This window comes from Curtobacterium sp. 260, assembly GCF_030803485.1.
Lineage (GTDB): Bacteria > Actinomycetota > Actinomycetes > Actinomycetales > Microbacteriaceae > Curtobacterium.
Map to the genome: position 1 here is coordinate 102,938 of NZ_JAURUY010000006.1, position 15,848 is coordinate 118,785.

A 15,848-nucleotide genomic window follows, 5' to 3' on the forward strand; every position below is an offset into this window, starting at 1 on the left:
ATCACCCTCCGCCCCAGGCGGGGGCACCCTTCGCTCCACCCGAAGTCCGAGAAAGGACGACTCATGCGCAAGCGACTGCTCGGCGCCACGGCCCTCGCCGTGGGTGCTGCACTGGCCCTGTCCGGGTGTTCCGGCGGCTCCGTCACCGGCAACTCCGGCGGCAGCGGCGGCAAGACCACGATCACGGTCTGGCACAACTACACGGGGCCGCAGGCCACCGAGGTGAAGAAGCTCATCGACGAGTACAACTCCTCGCAGGACGAGATCGACGTCCAGCCCCAGTACGCGGCCTCGTCCGACCAGTTCGACGCGAAGCTCATCAACGCGCTGAAGAACGACACCGGACCCGACATGGTGCTCGGCGACAGCACCCCGCAGCAGACCGGCGAGGTGATCCAGACCGGCAAGGTCCTGCCGCTCGAGGACCACCTGTCGAGCGGTGACGTCACGAAGGACAGCTTCACCGAGGGCATGCTCTCGACCGGCGAGTTCGACGGCAAGCAGTACACGCTGCCGACCGACATCGGCGACTACGCCGTCGTCTACAACAAGGAGATGTTCAAGGCCGCGGGCATCACCGACACCCCGACGACGTGGTCGGAGTTCCAGGACGACGCGAAGAAGCTCACCAAGGGCACGACCCAGTACGGCGCCTACCTGCCGATCGGTACCGGTGAGTGGCCGGTCTTCACCTGGCAGTCGATGCTCTGGGGTGCCGGCGGCGACTTCCTCAACGAGGACAACACCAAGGTCGAGTTCAACAGCGACGCGGGCGTGAAGGCCCTCACCGCGTGGACGGACATGCTGCAGGACGGCTCGGCCTACCCGCAGTCGCTCCTGACCACCTCGACGAACGGCGCCGTCCCCGCGCTCACGTCGAAGAAGGCCGCGATGGCGATCACCGGCGCGTACGACCTGTCGACCATCGACAGCACGCTCGGCAAGGAGAACGTCGGCGTCTTCCCGCTCCCGGGCATCGAGGAGCCGGCGATGAACCTCGGCACGAACAACTCGTACATCATCGAGACGACGACCGCGAAGCAGGACGCCTCGTGGAAGTTCCTGCAGTGGTGGCTCAGCCCGGACACCCAGGCGAAGTGGGACATCGCGACCGGCCTGCTCCCCGCGAACCAGGCCACGGCGGACAACGCGACGTGGAAGCAGTACCTGGACGAGAACCCGCGCCTCAAGGCCTTCGCCGACGAGCTCGAGTACGCCAAGGCGCGTCCGTCGATCACCGCGTACGGCGAGGTGAGCGCGGCGCTGTCGACGCAGCTGCAGTCCGCGATGCTGCTGAAGACCAGCCCGAAGGAGGCCCTCGACGCGGCGGCGGAGAAGGCACAGGCGGCGCTGGACGACGCAGCGAAGTAGACCCGCTCCGCAGGACGGCCCCGCTCCCCACCGGGAGCGGGGCCGTCCTGCATCCTGGCCTGGTGACAACCGGTCACTCGCGATGTACCGTGATTCCATACACGCGATACATCGCGAGTTCGAGGAGGCAACATGGCCCAGGAGAAGTGGCTCGTCGAGGAGCCCAAGGTGATCGACACCGGCATCGTCCGCGCCCTGCGCGTCGGCCTCGCCGGTGGGCAGGTCGACGTCGTGGCCCACGACGAACCGACCGCCCGGGTGGAGGTGCACGGCGTGTCCGGCAAGCCGCTCAAGATCGAGCTGGACGGCGACACGCTCACCATCGACCACCCGCAGGTCCGGTGGGACGACCCGCTCGGCTTCCTCAGGTCGTTCCGCGGTCGCGCCACCGCCGACGTCAGCGTGCTGGTCCCCCGCGACGCACGGGTCACGGTCGGCGTCGTCTCCGCGGGGGCGCTGCTCTCCGGCACGAACCGCGGCGCCTCGGTGAACACCGTCTCGGGCGACGTCGTCGTCGACGGGCTCGCGGGCGACCTCGCCGTGCACGCCGTCTCCGGGGCGACCACGGTCCGCGACCTCGACGGCGCACTCACGGTCCGCACCGTGTCGGGCGACGTCGTGGCGACGGGCGCGATCCCGCGCCTCACGGCCGACGGGGTGAACGCCGACGTGGTGCTCGACCTGCAGGGCACCCCGGACGCCGCACGCATCAACACCGTGTCCGGTTCGGTGAGCGTCCGGCTCGAGGACGGCGTCCCCTACCGCTGCACCGTCAGCACCGCGTCCGGCAAGCTGCAGTTCGACGACTCCGAGATCCGCGGCGTCCGCGGCTCGTACGTCAAGCAGGGCGGCGAGCTGAGCGGGCAGTGGCTCGACCTCAAGGTCAACTCGGTCTCGGGCGACGTCGCGGTCCTGCACGCCCCGCCCGCCCCGGCCGCTCCGACGGACGCCCCGACCGGCGCGGAGGCGTCCGAATGAGCCCCGTCTTCGCGCACGGTCACCTGCGCCTGTCACTGCTCGCCATGCTCGCCGACCGCCCCATGCACGGCTACGAGCTCATCCAGGCCCTCGGCGAGCGCTTCGGCGGCGCGTACGTCCCGAGCGCCGGCACCGTGTACCCGCGACTCGCCAAGCTCGAGTCCGAGGGGCTCGTCACCAAGACCGTCGACGGCCGCAAGACCGTGTACGCGATCACCGACGCCGGCCGTGCCGAGCTCGACGCCCGCGCCGAGGAGCTCGCCGCGGTCGAGTCCGGGGTCGCCGACTCGGTGCGGTCCCTGGCCGACGGCGTCCGCGCCTCGGTCGGCGAGGCCATGCGCTCGCTCCGAGCGGACCTCGCCGCGAGCGCCCAGGCTCCGCGCGGTCAGACCGCCGACGAGCCCGTCGACGTCCCGACGGAGGGCGCCCGCGCCCTGCGCGAGGTCGAGATGGCGATCGCCGCGTTCCGGCAGCAGGTCCGGGCGGACCTGCGTCGCCGCGCGACGCGCGGGACGCTCACCGAGGACACGGTGACGCGCCTGCGGGACGGCCTGGAGGCCCTGCGCCGCTCCGTCTGACGGCCGCGGGCGGACGGGTGGTGGCGAGCCGCGCCTCCCGTCCGCTGCCCGTCGGCGTGCGTCCGGCGCACGGCCGTCGCCGCCTGTCCGTTCCCACAGTGTTGACTCGGGCGCGCAACTGAGTAGGTTTGCCGCTCGTGACGAACGAGATCCGGTCGCTCAAGGCGCGACTGATCGGCGATCCCCTGCCCTCCGAGAAGCTCGAGGGACAGCTCCTCCCGAAGCACCTGGCGCTGCCGATCTTCGCGAGCGACCCGCTGTCGAGCGTGGCGTACGCCCCGCAGGAGCTCCTCATGATCCTGCTGCTCGGCGGGATGGCGTTCCTGACCTTCGCCCCGTGGGTCGCGGCCGTGGTGGTGCTGCTGCTCGTCGTGGTGGTCGCGTCCTACCGGCAGCTCGTCAAGGCCTACCCGTCCGGCGGTGGCGACTACGAGGTCGCCCACCGGAACCTCGGCGAGAAGGCCGGCCTCGTCGTGGCGAGCGCGCTGCTCGTCGACTACGTCATGACGGTCGCCGTGTCGGTGGCCTCGGGCGTGGACAACATCATCTCGGCCCTGCCGGGACTCGACCCGTTCCGCGTCGAGCTCGCGGTCGCCTTCGTCGTGCTGCTCGCCGGGGTGAACCTGCGCGGCGTCCGCGAGTCGAGCAAGGCGTTCGCGGTGCCGACCTACCTGTTCGTCGGCTCGGTGTTCGTCATGGTCGTCACCGGCCTGGTCCGCACCGCCCTCGGCAACGCCCCCGTCGCCGAGTCCGCCGCGTACACGATCGACAACGTCGAGCACACGACGCAGGCGGCCTTCGTGCTGCTCCTCCTGCGCGCGTTCGCGTCCGGCTGCTCGGCCCTGACCGGTGTCGAGGCGATCGCGAACGGCGTGCAGGCCTTCCGCCGACCGAAGATCCGCAACGCCCAGACGACGCTGGTGCTCATGGGCTCGATCGCGATCGCGCTGTTCGTCGGGCTCATCACGCTCGCGCTCGTCTCGCACGTGCACTACGCCGAGCGCGCGTGCGACCTGCAGGGCTTCACCGCGTGCGCGACCACACCGCAGCGCTCGCTCATCGCGCAGATCGCCGCCGCGACCTTCGGGGGCGGCAGCGTGCTGTTCTTCGTCGTCCAGGCGACGACGGCCGCGGTCCTGCTCCTCGCCGCGAACACGGCCTTCAACGGCTTCCCGCTGCTCGGCTCGATCCTGGCGCGGGACTCCTACGCGCCGAAGGCCCTGTCGACCCGCGGCGACCGCCTCATCTACTCGAACGGCGTCATCGTGCTCGCGCTCGTCGCGGTCGCGCTGCTCGTGGTCTACCGCGCGAACGTCACGAGTCTCATCCAGCTGTACATCATCGGCGTCTTCGTGTCGTTCACGCTCGGCCAGACCGGCATGGTCCGGCACTGGCTGCGCCTGCTGCGCTCGGACCGCGACGGCAGCGCGGTCGAGCCCGTCGACCGCGGACAGGTGTGGCGCTCGCTGACGATCAACGCGATCGGCGCGACCTCCACCTTCGTCGTGCTCGTCGTCGTCACCATCACGAAGTTCACGCACGGCGCCTGGCTCGTGTTCGTGATCATGCCCGTGCTGTTCGTCCTCATGCTCGGCGTGAACCGGTACTACCGCGACGTCTCGCACGAGGTCGAGGCGGACGTCGACACGCAGTTCGGCGCGACCGGCGACCACGCGATCGTCCTCGTCAACACACTCCAGAAGCCGGTGCTCAAGGCGATCGACTACGCCATCGCTGCACAGCACGCCGGACTCGAGGCGGTGCACGTCGCGATCGACGACGCCGAGGCCCGCCGGCTGCAGGAGCAGTGGGTCGAGCACGGGATCGAGGTCCCGCTCACCGTCGTGCCGAGTCCCTACCGCGACATCTCGATGCCGCTCATCCGGTACATCAAGGCGCACCGGGCCGAGCACGGGTCCGAGGTCGTCACCGTCTACACGCCGGTCTTCGTCGTCGGGCACTGGTGGGAGACCCTGCTGCACAACCACCGCGGGCGCCGGATCCGCAAGAAGCTCCTGCTGGTGCACGGGGTGACCGTAGCCCTGGTGCCGTGGCTGCTCGACTCGTCGGAACTGCTCTACGGCCGACGCTCCCGTCCGCTGCCGGGGCAGGAACGCCGCGGTGAGCCGGTCCGGCCGGCCCTCCGCCGCTCGCCGCAGGGCGTGTCCCACCACGACGCGCAGGAGGACCGTCTGCTCCGGTCCGTCCAGCGGAACAGCCTGCAGCCGGTGGGGTCGCCGGCGCAGCGCGACGGCCTGCAGCCGCGGCGGGCGTCGCGTCCCGCCGGTCCCGCGGAGGGCGTCGACCCGACCCAGTGCACGGGCGAGGTGCACCTCCTCGTCCCCACACCTGCACGCCGTGACGGCGGCCGGTCGTAGCATCGTCGGCGACATGACGATCTCCGACCTGCGCACCTTCGCGACCTTCGACGGCCACGGCGGCAAGGTGTCGAAGCGCGTCGAGGTGCTCGACCACGAACCACCGGTGGCCGGACCGTACGCCGGACTCGTCGCCGTGCGCGGTGAGCACCCGCTCGGAGCCCTCGACGAACGCCCCGCCGACGACCGCGCCGACCTCGCCCGCGGGGTCGCCAGCATCGGCTGGGTCGACCCGGCCACGCTCCGCGACTGGTACCGACCGGACCGCGTCGTGGTCACGCGGCTCGAGGCACGCCGCTCCGGGCTCGAGCCGGGGCTCTACGCCGACTCGCGTGGCCGCGGTCGCGTGCGGATCGACGGCCTGGAGGGACTGCTCGCCCCCGACGGTCGGCCCGCCTTCCGTGCACTGGCCGGCCCGGTCGACGCCCCGGTCGTCGACGTCCCCCTGCCCACCGAGCAGGCGGTGCGCCTGGTCGCCGTGCGTGCCATCGAGGGTGGTCTCGAGGTCGTGACCACCCCGGTCTCGCCGTTCCTCTCCCCCGGTCGGTACGCCGCGTACGACGCCGACGTGGTCGGGCTCCCGCCCCGGGCGTCCACCGGGCAGGTGTCCGTGCGGGCGGCGGTGCTCATCGACGGCTCGTTGCACGAGGTCGTCCGGATCGACGAGCGGGCGGCGACGATCTGGATCGAGCAGGGCGGCGCCGAGGTGCCGATCGCGACGAGCGGCGTCGGACCGGACCTGGTGCGCTACACGGCGACGCCGGTCTGAGCGCCGCCGTCCGCCTGGTCGGGAGCCCTGTCCGCGTGCCGGCGCACGTCCCCTGGGGGACGTCTTCGCTGCGTGTCGTGTCCGGCGTCGCGCGTAGGTTCAGCGCCATGACCGACGCAGCAGACCAGACCCCCGACGAGTCGCACCAGGGCGAGACCCTGGGCGGCGAGCGTCCCGACCCCTCGACGACCGCGAGCAAGGACCCGGAGCAGTGGGTGACCGGCGACGAGCCCATGACCGGACCGCAGCGCAGCTACCTCGACACCCTCGCCCGCGAGGCCGGCGAGGAGCTCCCCGCGGACCTCAGCAAGGCCGAGGCGTCCGAGCACATCGACCGCCTGCAGCAGCAGACCGGGCGCGGCGCGGACTCCTGACGCGACACCCTGTCGCCCGACGCCGGTCCCCACTGTGGTGGACCGGCGTCGGTCGTTCCTGAGCGTCGGTCCCCGATTCGGCGGACCGACGTCTGGGTGACCCCTGGCCGAGTGCGGACAATCCCCCGAGGGCCTCGGGTCGATGACACGTCACCGCATAGCGTCGTCGCCATGCGAACGACATCGACCTCCATCGGCCTGACCGCGCTCCGCATCGTCCTCGGCGTGGTGTTCACCGCGCACGGCGCCCAGAAGTTCGCGCAGGGGATCCCCGGCGTCGCGCAGGGCTTCTCGGGCATGGGCGTCCCGCTCGCCGAGGTCGCGGCGCCCCTCGTCGCCGGCCTCGAGCTCGTCGGCGGGATCCTGCTCGTGGTCGGCGTCGCGACACGGGTCGTCGGACTGCTGCTCGCGGTCGACATGGTCGTCGCGGGCCTGCTCGCCCACGCGACCGCGGGGTTCTTCGCCCAGGACGGCGGCTTCGAGTACGTGCTCGTGCTCGCCGTCGCCTCGCTCGCGATCGCCCTGACCGGGCCCGGGCGGTTCTCGCTCGACGCCCTCGTCCTGCGCTCGGCACGGCGGAAGCGGGGCGTGCCGGAGCCGCTCGCGGCGTGAGCCCTGGTCACCTCTGCGACCGGCCGACGGGGGACGCCGATGGGCAGGTGGGGAACGGGGTACATGGTAGAGTGATCGGCAGATTTCAAACCACGAACCGTTCGGTTCCCCGGGTGGCAACCATGCACCCGCCAGGACCGGACCAGAGCCGATCACGAGGGGGTCACGCATGGGGCGCGGCCGTCAGAAGGCAAAGCACACCAAGGTCGCCCGGGAGCTGAAGTACTTCAGTCCGGACACGAACTACGGTGCGCTCGAGCGAGAGCTCTCCGCCGGGCAACACTCGGACGAGAACTCCTACGTCGACCGCTGGGCTGACCAGTACGGTGAGGAACCGGGCGACGACGAGGACGAGTTCGAGCCCCAGCAGGACCAGGACAAGTCCGCCTGACCCGGACCGTCGACGCCGCGCACCCTCCGGGGTCGCGCGGCGTCGTCGTGTGCGCGGGCGTCGGGCTCCGGGCTCCGGGCTCCGGGCTCCGGGCCTAGTCGCAAGACTTGCCGCTCACCTTCGACCTGAGCGGCAGTTCGCGCGACCGGAACGGCCGCGCCCGGCATGTCGTGCGACCGGAACGGCCACGCCGGCACCGGAGCAGCATCGTCGGCGCCGGCACGGACGGGTCGACCTCACCGCACCGCCGGACGCGGCGGTGAGCTCCGGTCGCAGGACTTGCCGCTCACCTTCAACTTGAGCGGCAGGTCGTGCGACCCGAAGATCCGCGCGCGGCATGTCGTGCGACCAGGCCGGCCGCACACCGCCGCGCGACCGCCGACGGCGTCTGCGCCGCGCGGCCGACGGGTGCGGCCGACGCGGCTCAGCCCGCGTAGGAACCGACGAGCCGGACCGCGCCGCCGTCGACGCCCTTGGCGCCCTGCTCGAACCCGTCCAGCTCGCGGGCCGAGGTCGACACCGTGCCGACCGTCCACGCGGGCAGCCCGGCGGCACGCAGGTCCTCGAGCACCGCCGACGCCGAGGCCGCAGCGACCACGGCGAACATCCCGATGCCGAGGTTCCACGTGCCCTCGGTGTCCTCGACCGGCGTCCCCGCCATGTCCGCGAGCACCCGGAACACCGCCGGGGGCGTCCACGTCGAACGGTCGACCTCGACCCAGGTGCCGACGGGCAGCACGCGCGCCAGGTTCGCGGCGATGCCACCACCGGTGACGTGGGACAGCGAGTGGACGACACCGGGTCGGGCGTCGAGCAGGTCGAGCAGCGGCGCGGTGTACAGCCGGGTGGGCTCGAGCAGGGCCTCGCCCACCGAGACGCCCGCGCCGAACTCCGGCAGCTGGTCGGTGTAGCCGATGCCCTTGCCGGAGAGGATGTGCCGGACGAGCGAGTACCCGTTCGAGTGCAGCCCGGAGGACTCGATCGCCACGACGACGTCGCCGTCCTCGACGAGGTGCGCGCCGAGCTGACGTCCGGCCTCGACGACGCCGGTCGCGGCACCCGCCACGTCGTAGTCGTCCGGCCCGAGCAGCCCCGGGTGCTCCGCCGTCTCGCCGCCGACCAGGGCGGTCCCGGTCGCCGAGCAGCCGCGGGCGATGCCGGCGACGATGTCGGCGATGCGGTTCGGCACGACCCGGCCGCAGGCGATGTAGTCCGTCATGAAGAGCGGCTTCGCGCCGACCACGACGATGTCGTCGACGACCATGCCGACGAGGTCCTGGCCGATCGTGTCGTGCTTGTCGATCGCCTGCGCGATGGCGACCTTGGTGCCGACGCCGTCGGTCGAGGTCGCGAGCAGCGGACGCTCGTAGTCCTTGAGGAACGAGACGTCGTAGAGCCCGGCGAACCCGCCGACACCACCGAGCACCGATGGGTTGTGGGTCGCCGAGACGGCGGACTTCATGAGTTCGACGGCCAGGTCACCGGCGGCGGTGTCGACACCGGCGGCAGCGTACGGGTTCGGCATGCGTGGTCCTCCGCGGAGCATGGCAGACTTGTTCGGTACCACCCGATCCTACGGTCTGGAGCACTCCGCGAATGTGCGGCATCGTCGGCCTCGTTGCGCAGGGGCCCGTCAACCAATCCATCTACGACGCCCTGCTGCTCCTGCAGCACCGGGGCCAGGACTCGACGGGCATCGCCACGGTCGAGGGTCGCGTCCACCACATGCACAAGACGCGTGGGCACGTCCGTGAAGCATTCCGCACCCGCGACATGCGTGCCCTGCTCGGCACGATGGGGCTCGGACACGTCCGGTACGCCACGAAGGGCGTCGCGAGCAACGAGGAAGAGGCCCAGCCGTTCTACGTGAACGCGCCCTACGGCATCGTGCTCGTGCACAACGGCAACCTGACGAACACCCGCGAGCTCACCCGCGAGCTGTTCGACATCGACCGCCGTCACCTCAACACGACGAGCGACACCGAGCTGCTGGTCAACGTCCTGGCGCACGAGCTCCAGGGCCAGGTCCGCGGCAGCGAGCTCGACGCCGGCCAGGTGTTCGACGCGGTCGAGCGGGTGCACGAGCGCGTCGAGGGCTCCTACGCCACGATCGCCACGATCGCCGGGCACGGCCTGCTGGCGTTCCGCGACCCGTACGGCATCCGACCGCTGATCCTCGGCCACAAGTTCGACGAGGCCGGGCAGCCGGAGTGGGTCGTCGCGAGCGAGTCCCTCGTGCTCGAGTCCGGCGGCTACGAGGTCGTCCGCGACATCGCTCCGGGCGAGGCCGTGTTCATCGAGATGAACGGCCAGATGCACGCCCGCCAGTGCGCGAAGGACCCGCGCCTGGTGCCGTGCTCGTTCGAGTACGTCTACCTCGCGCGTCCCGACTCCGTCATGAACGGCATCTCGGTGTACGACGCCCGCCTCCGCCTCGGCAACCGCCTGGCCGACACGATCGCGCAGTACGCCCCGACCGGGGACATCGACGTGGTCATGCCGATCCCGGACTCGTCCCGACCCGCGGCCATGCAGGTCGCGCAGAAGCTCGGCATCGACTACCGCGAGGGCTTCTTCAAGAACCGCTACGTCGGCCGCACGTTCATCATGCCCGGGCAGGCGGAGCGCAAGCGTTCGGTGCGCCAGAAGCTCAACGCGATGTCGTCCGAGTTCAAGGGCAAGAACATCCTGATCGTCGACGACTCGATCGTCCGCGGCACCACGAGCCGCGAGATCGTCGAGATGGCACGAGCAGCCGGTGCGAACGAGGTCACGTTCACGAGCGCCGCTCCCCCGGTCCGGTACCCGCACGTGTACGGCATCAACATGCCGACCCGCGCCGAGCTGATCGCGCACGACCGGAAGATCCCGGAGATCAACCGCGTGCTCGGCAGCGACCACCTCATCTACCAGGAGGTCGCGGACATGCGTGACGCGATCATCGAGGGCTCGGACGTCACCGACCTCGAGATGAGCTGCTTCACCGGTGAGTACGTCACCGGCACGGTGAGCCCGGAGTACCTGTCGTGGGTGGAGGCGAACCAGCTCAGCTGAGTCGCGTCGCCACGGCGACCACGGAACGGACGGGAGGCTCCCCACCAGCTGGTGGGGAGCCTCCCGTCCGTCGTGCGGTGCAGACCGTCAGCGGTCGGTACGTCCCGCGGGTCCGCCCGCGTCACCGTGCTCCTCGACCTCGCCGTCGACGGTCTCCTCGGCCGGCTCGACCTCGACGCGCTCCGCCGTCAGGCGGGCGGCGCGGCGGGCGAACACGCGGTCGAGGACGATCGCCACGACGGCCCCGACGAAGGCGCCGATCGTGACACCCCAGAGCGAGAAGTAGCCGACCAGCGTGCCGAAGTCGGCGTCCTGCTGGTCGCCGCGGTCGATGTCCATGGTGAGCGTCACGACCAGCAGGGTCGCGAGGAAGCCGAGCACCGCGCCGCCGACGATGAACACGCCGAACTTCGGCGCGCGGCGGATGGTGACCTCGTCCGCCGAGCTGACGGCGCTCGGAGCCGGCGTCGCGGCCGGCGCTGCCGGGCGGTCTTCGGGTCGGTCGGTGTCGCTCACCAGACCATTGTCCCCCACTGTGGGACGTCCGTCGGCCTGTTGCGCGTCGACCGATCCAGGGCATGATGTCCCTACCGGTCGGTATCCACGGAACGCAGTCCGTCGGACACCGACCACCCGGTCGAGGACGATGTCGGAGCCCGGGAACGGGATCCGTGAGCCGGGGGGAGCAGGCGGACGACCAGGAACGGGAGGTGACGGGGTGCACGAACGGTCCGTCCGTGGGCGTCGCCGCCCCCGCACGCCCGGACGCGTCCCGTGGCCGATCGTGCAGCGTCGCGAGGAGGACCGCGCGGTCTCCGTCGTCGCCGAGCACCGCTGGAGCGTCGCGATCGTCGGCGCACCGGGGCTCGGCAAGACCTCCACCGCCGCCCGCGTGACCGACCGAGTCGCTCGCCGTGACCCCACCGGTCGCACGGTCGTCGTGCCGATCACCGCGGTCGAAGCCGGTCGCTCGATGCCGTTCGGTGCCGTGGCGGACCGCTTCGGTGAGCTGCCGGCGGCCCTGGCGGACCTGGTCGACGACGCCTCGGCCGCACGCCGACTGCGCGAGACCGACGACCTGGCCGACCGCGACGTCGTGCTGCGCGTCGACGACGCCGACCACCTCGACGCCATCTCGGCTCGGTACGTCGCCTGGCTCGTCCGCGACCAGGGTGCGCGGCTCGTGCTGACGTGCCGCGACTTCACCGCACTGTCGGAGCCGCTCCGCGCACTGTGGCAGGACGACCTGCTCGAGCGCATCGACCTCGCCCCGCTCGACCTGCACGAGACCGGCGAGGTCGTCGCACAGGCACTCGGCGCGCAGCTCGAGACCGCCTCGACCGAGCGCGTGCACCGGGCGACCGCCGGCAACCCGCTGTACCTGCGCGAGGTCGTCCGCGCGGCACTGACGTCCGGGGCGCTCGACCAGACCGCGACGGGCTGGTACTGGCGCGGCCGGGTCACCGCGTCGAACAGCCTGGCGGACATGTACCGCACCGAGCTCGGCGCGCTGCCCGAGGACCTCCGTGACGTCGTCGACATCGTCGCGCTCGCCGACCCGATCCCGCTCGTCCGACTGCTCGGGATGGTGTCCGGCGGCGATGTCGACCGGGTCGTCGCGCTGGGCCTGGTCGCCGTCGACTCCGCCGAGGACGGCACGAGCATCGTCCGGTCGTCCCACCCGCTCGTGGGCGAGGTCGTCCGTGGCCTCGTGCCGGTCGCGCGGCGCACGGCCCTGTTCGCGCGCGCCAACGCCTTCCGGACCGCCCGGCCGGAGGGAGCGCCGCCCGCCGCCCGGCTCCGCGCCGCGCTCTGGTCGCTCGAGTGCGGTGTGCTGCCGTCGGTCGGCCAGCTCATCGACGCCACCCAGGTCGCCGTCCGGCTGCAGGAGCACGAGAGCGCCGTCGCCCTGGCCTCGGCTGCACTGCGCACCGCGCTCACGGCCACCGAGCGGGTCACCGCCCTCTGCCTGCGGTCCATCGCGCACTCGTACAGCACGGGTCGTGAGGCCGGTCGCGCCGACGCGGAGGCCGCGTGGGACCTCGCCCGGAAGCGAGCCGGCGAGATCGACGACGCCGTCGTGGTCGAGGCGTGCGAGACCCTGGCGAACATCCGGCAGTTCCACGACGACGACGTCGACGCCGCCGTGGCGCTCTCCGAGGCCCTCGCACCCCTCGTCGGTCCGGAGACGGCCGAGCACGTCCGGCTGCTCCGACTGGCCCACCTGGGTTGGGGCGGTCGGTTCGCCGAGGTCCGGGCGGAGATCGAGCGGTCGCGCATCCTCCAGCAGCCGACCGTGCCCGTGTCGCTCCTGTGCCTCGCGCCGTGCGTCACCATGGCACTCGCGACCGAGGGCCGGCTCGAGGAGGCCGCCGCGTTCGCGCGTCGGGCGATCGCCACCGCCGTCGAGCACGTCGAGGCTGCCCCGTGGGGCGTCGGCGAGAACGTCTCGGTGCTGCACCAGGTGCAGGTCTGGCGCGGGGACATGGCCGACCTGGTCACCGAGATCCCGGTCCGACGCGGGAGCCCGTTCCTGAAGTACGACTTCACGCTCGAGCTCATCGGCCTGGGCAACCACGCGATCGGTCAGCGACGGTGGGACGACGCGATCGCCGCGTTCTCGGCGGCGTGCGAGCGCTACGACGTGGCCGACCACGGCGGGTTCGCGGCCTACCCCTGGGCACGACTGGCCATGGCCTACGCGTACGCCGGCGACACCGAGCGCGCAGCGGCGGCGCTCGAGCGCGCCCGCACCACACCGGGCCGCGCGATGCGGATCACCGGGGAACAGGTCGCGGTGTCGATCGCCTGGACCGAGACGGTGCTCGGCAACCCGGCCGGACTCCGACACGCAGACGAGATCATCGAGCGCAGCACCCGTGACGGGTCGTGGCTGCACGTGATGTACGCGGTGACGCAGCACTACACGCACGACATGACGTCCGGGCGGGACACCACCGCGTCGCTCGCCCGCATGCGCGAAGCCGCAGCGCGCGTCGACGGTCCCCTCGCCCGCGCGGTCGTCGAGTACGCGGACGCCGAGCTCGCCGGCGACCGGACGCGGGTCGTGGCGGCGCAGGGGGTCCTCGCCGCGCACGGGATGGCCGTGTCCGCCGGTCGGGTCCGCCCACCGCTGACGAACCGGGAGTACGAGGTCGCGGAACTCGCGGCGCAGGGCCTGAGCAACCGGCGGATCGCGGAGACGCTGAGCCTGAGCGTGCGGACGATCGACGCGCACATGTCGCGGATCTTCGCGAAGTGGGACGTGCACGCACGGTCGGAGCTGGTGGAGCTGCTCGGCGCCCGCTGACCACGCGTCGGCGTCCTGATGGTCGTCCGGCGGCATCCTGAACCGCCTCGGAAGCTGACGCCGGGTCAGGAAAGGTCCCCGATGCGACCGCGATCGTTGCGGTTTGCAGCACGACTCGCCGTACCGGTTGACAACGAAGGCAGTATGTCGCGTACCGTGAACCCTGTCGCCGGGTTCGGACCCGTTCGGGTCGGGTCCGAATCCCGGCGACTTCGACGTTACGCGGGTGGTCCTGTCGGTCACATCGGTAGGACCTACCTAAGTCGGTGAGCGAGGGTGTACGACCTGGTCGCGCCTCGCCGCCGGGTCACCCGGTCGCGCGACCGCAGCAGCGCGACCGGCGTCAGACCGCGGTACGGACCGGCAGGAACGCCGTCAGGTCGGCCCGGGACCCGGACGCGCTGACCCGCAACGCTGCCAGGGCCTCGTCCCACCGCAGCTCGCCCAGCGCCAGGGCCAGCCAGGTGGTGGCGTCGGTCTCCACCACGTTCGGCGGGGTCCCCCTCGTGTGCCGCGGACCCGGGACGGCCTGCACCGCGGCGAACGGCGGGACGCGGACCTCGACGCTGTTGCCGGGGACGTCGTCGGCCAGGCACTGCAGGGTCCACCGCACCGCGGTCGCGACGTCCGAGCGGACGGTCGAGCCCGCGCGCACGGCGGCGAGCGCGGAGCGTCCCGCGGCGTCCTCGATCCTCTTCGGCGGCATGTCCACAGGCTAGCCGTCGCCTCGCGGACGGCGTGTCGCGCTCGGTAGGCTTGCCGCGTGCGAATCCTCGTCCTCGGTTCCGGTGCCCGCGAGCACGCGATCATCACGGCCCTCCTCGCAGAGCGGGCCGGACACGTCATCACGGTGGCCCCCGGCAACGCCGGCATCGCCGCCGACGTCGAGACCGTGTCGCTCGACCCCACGAACGGCGAGCTGATCGCCGAGTACGCGATCGAGAACGGTGTGGAGCTCGTGGTCGTCGGGCCCGAGGCACCGTTGATCGCCGGGGTCGCCGACCCGCTCCGGACCCGGGGCATCCCGGTGTTCGGCCCGAGCCGTGCGGCCGCCCAGCTCGAGGGCTCGAAGGCCTTCGCGAAGCGCATCATGTCCGAGGCCGGGGTCCCGACCGGACGCCCCGTGTACGCCGGCACGGTGGACGAGGCAGTGGCCGCGATCGACGAGCTCGGGGCACCGTACGTGGTCAAGGCCGACGGGCTCGCCGCGGGCAAGGGCGTCCTGGTGACCGAGGACCGGCAGGCGGCCGTCGACCACGCCACGTACTGGCTGCAGCACGGCCGTGTCGTGGTCGAGGAGTTCCTCGACGGCGAAGAGGTCTCGCTGTTCTTCCTCAGCGACGGGCACGACGTCCGGGCGCTCAGCCCCGCACAGGACCACAAGCGTCTCGGCGACGGGGACACCGGTCCGAACACCGGCGGCATGGGCGCCTACTCCCCGCTGCCGTGGCTCGCCGAGCGGTGGGAGTCCGAGCAGGCGTTCGTCGCCGAGGTCACCGAGCTCGTGGCGCTCCCCACCGTCCGTCGACTCGAGCACGAGGGGACGCCGTTCATCGGCCTGCTGTACTGCGGGCTCATCGTGACCGAACAGGGCGTCCGCGTCATCGAGTTCAACGCCCGCTTCGGCGACCCGGAGACCCAGGTCGTGCTCCCCCGCCTGACCACGCCGCTCAGCGCCCTGCTGACGGCGGCCGCGACCGGACAGCTCGCGTCGGCTCCGCAACCGGCGTTCAGCACCGACGTCGCGGTCACGGTGGTGCTCGCGAGCGAGGGCTACCCGGAGAACCCGCACACCGGTCGGGTCATCACCGGCATCGATGCTGCCGAGGCGCGCGAGGGCGTGTCCGTGGCGCACGCCGCGACCGCCGTGCTCGACGACGACCTCGTCGCCACCGGCGGCCGGGTCCTGAGCGTCGTCGCCACGGGCACCGACTTCGCACAGGCCCGGGAGCGCGCCTACGCCGGACTCGGCGACATCGCGCTCCAGGGGGCGCAGTACCGCACCGACATCGCCGCGAAGGTCGCACGGTGAC

Annotated in this window: 14 protein-coding genes; 11 read left to right on the forward strand and 3 right to left on the reverse strand. The window is 71.9% G+C overall.

All coding sequences use genetic code 11. From position 1 onward, the window contains the following. Nucleotides 1–63: 63 nt before the first annotated feature. The 8 genes from J2X59_RS09435 to J2X59_RS09470 all read left to right on the forward strand — a co-directional run bounded on the left by J2X59_RS09435 (nucleotide 64) and on the right by J2X59_RS09470 (nucleotide 7,451). Nucleotides 64–1,371 carry an ABC transporter substrate-binding protein gene (locus tag J2X59_RS09435; RefSeq protein ID WP_209684011.1) on the forward strand — a complete coding sequence of 436 codons (1,308 nt, stop codon included), beginning with the start codon at nucleotides 64–66 and terminating at the stop codon, nucleotides 1,369–1,371. Nucleotides 1,372–1,503: 132 nt separating this feature from the next. After that, complete coding sequence (locus J2X59_RS09440) at nucleotides 1,504–2,349, forward strand: DUF4097 family beta strand repeat-containing protein (protein ID WP_066652169.1); 846 nt, start codon at nucleotides 1,504–1,506, stop codon at nucleotides 2,347–2,349. Continuing rightward, nucleotides 2,346–2,927, forward strand: coding sequence for a PadR family transcriptional regulator (locus tag J2X59_RS09445; protein WP_066652167.1), 582 nt, complete (start codon nucleotides 2,346–2,348; stop codon nucleotides 2,925–2,927). The genes J2X59_RS09440 and J2X59_RS09445 overlap by 4 nt, the downstream gene beginning before the upstream one ends. A gap of 128 nt (nucleotides 2,928–3,055) precedes the next feature. Further along, complete coding sequence (locus tag J2X59_RS09450; RefSeq protein ID WP_326496499.1) at nucleotides 3,056–5,305, forward strand: APC family permease; 2,250 nt, start codon at nucleotides 3,056–3,058, stop codon at nucleotides 5,303–5,305. Nucleotides 5,306–5,318: 13 nt separating this feature from the next. Next, the gene (locus J2X59_RS09455; RefSeq protein WP_326496500.1) at nucleotides 5,319–6,074 is read left to right on the forward strand and encodes a hypothetical protein; all 756 of its coding nucleotides are present in this window, start codon (nucleotides 5,319–5,321) and stop codon (nucleotides 6,072–6,074) included. A gap of 107 nt (nucleotides 6,075–6,181) precedes the next feature. Then, nucleotides 6,182–6,448: a DUF3072 domain-containing protein gene (locus tag J2X59_RS09460; protein ID WP_066652161.1), complete on the forward strand. Its 267-nt coding sequence runs from the start codon at nucleotides 6,182–6,184 to the stop codon at nucleotides 6,446–6,448. A 171-nt stretch (nucleotides 6,449–6,619) separates the two neighbouring features. Further along, entirely contained in the window at nucleotides 6,620–7,060 is a 441-nt protein-coding gene (locus J2X59_RS09465) for a DoxX family protein (RefSeq protein ID WP_066652159.1), read from the forward strand. A 169-nt stretch (nucleotides 7,061–7,229) separates the two neighbouring features. Continuing rightward, complete coding sequence (locus tag J2X59_RS09470) at nucleotides 7,230–7,451, forward strand: DUF3073 domain-containing protein (RefSeq protein WP_066652157.1); 222 nt, start codon at nucleotides 7,230–7,232, stop codon at nucleotides 7,449–7,451. 424 nt (nucleotides 7,452–7,875) lie between these two features. Here the strand turns inward: J2X59_RS09470 and purM are convergent, their stop codons facing one another. Further along, the gene (purM, locus tag J2X59_RS09475; RefSeq protein WP_326496501.1) at nucleotides 7,876–8,976 is read right to left on the reverse strand and encodes a phosphoribosylformylglycinamidine cyclo-ligase; all 1,101 of its coding nucleotides are present in this window, start codon (nucleotides 8,974–8,976) and stop codon (nucleotides 7,876–7,878) included. Nucleotides 8,977–9,047: 71 nt separating this feature from the next. Here purM and purF point away from each other — a divergent pair, with 71 nt between their 5' ends. Beyond that, on the forward strand, nucleotides 9,048–10,505 hold the full coding sequence (gene purF / locus J2X59_RS09480) for an amidophosphoribosyltransferase (RefSeq protein ID WP_066652154.1): 1,458 nt from the start codon (nucleotides 9,048–9,050) through the stop codon (nucleotides 10,503–10,505). An 87-nt stretch (nucleotides 10,506–10,592) separates the two neighbouring features. Here the strand turns inward: purF and J2X59_RS09485 are convergent, their stop codons facing one another. After that, complete coding sequence (locus tag J2X59_RS09485) at nucleotides 10,593–11,021, reverse strand: hypothetical protein (RefSeq protein ID WP_209684023.1); 429 nt, start codon at nucleotides 11,019–11,021, stop codon at nucleotides 10,593–10,595. 268 nt (nucleotides 11,022–11,289) lie between these two features. On the opposite strand from J2X59_RS09485, the gene J2X59_RS09490 reads away from it, so the two are divergent. Continuing rightward, a complete protein-coding gene (locus tag J2X59_RS09490) occupies nucleotides 11,290–13,815 on the forward strand; it encodes a LuxR C-terminal-related transcriptional regulator (protein ID WP_326496502.1) in 2,526 nt (841 codons plus the stop codon). A 343-nt stretch (nucleotides 13,816–14,158) separates the two neighbouring features. Here the strand turns inward: J2X59_RS09490 and J2X59_RS09495 are convergent, their stop codons facing one another. Next, nucleotides 14,159–14,521, reverse strand: a complete 363-nt coding sequence (locus J2X59_RS09495; RefSeq protein WP_326496503.1) for a sterol carrier family protein — start codon at nucleotides 14,519–14,521, stop codon at nucleotides 14,159–14,161. A 57-nt stretch (nucleotides 14,522–14,578) separates the two neighbouring features. Between J2X59_RS09495 and purD the strand changes: the two genes are divergently transcribed. Continuing rightward, nucleotides 14,579–15,847: a phosphoribosylamine--glycine ligase gene (gene purD / locus J2X59_RS09500; protein WP_209684027.1), complete on the forward strand. Its 1,269-nt coding sequence runs from the start codon at nucleotides 14,579–14,581 to the stop codon at nucleotides 15,845–15,847. Nucleotide 15,848: the final 1 nt, after the last annotated feature.

Bases quoted from the DNA above. Each gene is read 5' to 3' on its own strand.
- purF (WP_066652154.1), top strand. From the start codon at position 9,048: ATGTGCGGCATCGTCGGCCTCGTTGCGCAGGGGCCCGTCAACCAATCC.
- J2X59_RS09495 (WP_326496503.1), bottom strand. From the start codon at position 14,521: ATGCCGCCGAAGAGGATCGAGGACGCCGCGGGACGCTCCGCGCTCGCC.
- J2X59_RS09470 (WP_066652157.1), top strand. From the start codon at position 7,230: ATGGGGCGCGGCCGTCAGAAGGCAAAGCACACCAAGGTCGCCCGGGAG.
- J2X59_RS09445 (WP_066652167.1), top strand. From the start codon at position 2,346: ATGAGCCCCGTCTTCGCGCACGGTCACCTGCGCCTGTCACTGCTCGCC.
- J2X59_RS09460 (WP_066652161.1), top strand. From the start codon at position 6,182: ATGACCGACGCAGCAGACCAGACCCCCGACGAGTCGCACCAGGGCGAG.
- J2X59_RS09440 (WP_066652169.1), top strand. From the start codon at position 1,504: ATGGCCCAGGAGAAGTGGCTCGTCGAGGAGCCCAAGGTGATCGACACC.
- J2X59_RS09435 (WP_209684011.1), top strand. From the start codon at position 64: ATGCGCAAGCGACTGCTCGGCGCCACGGCCCTCGCCGTGGGTGCTGCA.
- J2X59_RS09465 (WP_066652159.1), top strand. From the start codon at position 6,620: ATGCGAACGACATCGACCTCCATCGGCCTGACCGCGCTCCGCATCGTC.
- purM (WP_326496501.1), bottom strand. From the start codon at position 8,976: ATGCCGAACCCGTACGCTGCCGCCGGTGTCGACACCGCCGCCGGTGAC.
- J2X59_RS09455 (WP_326496500.1), top strand. From the start codon at position 5,319: ATGACGATCTCCGACCTGCGCACCTTCGCGACCTTCGACGGCCACGGC.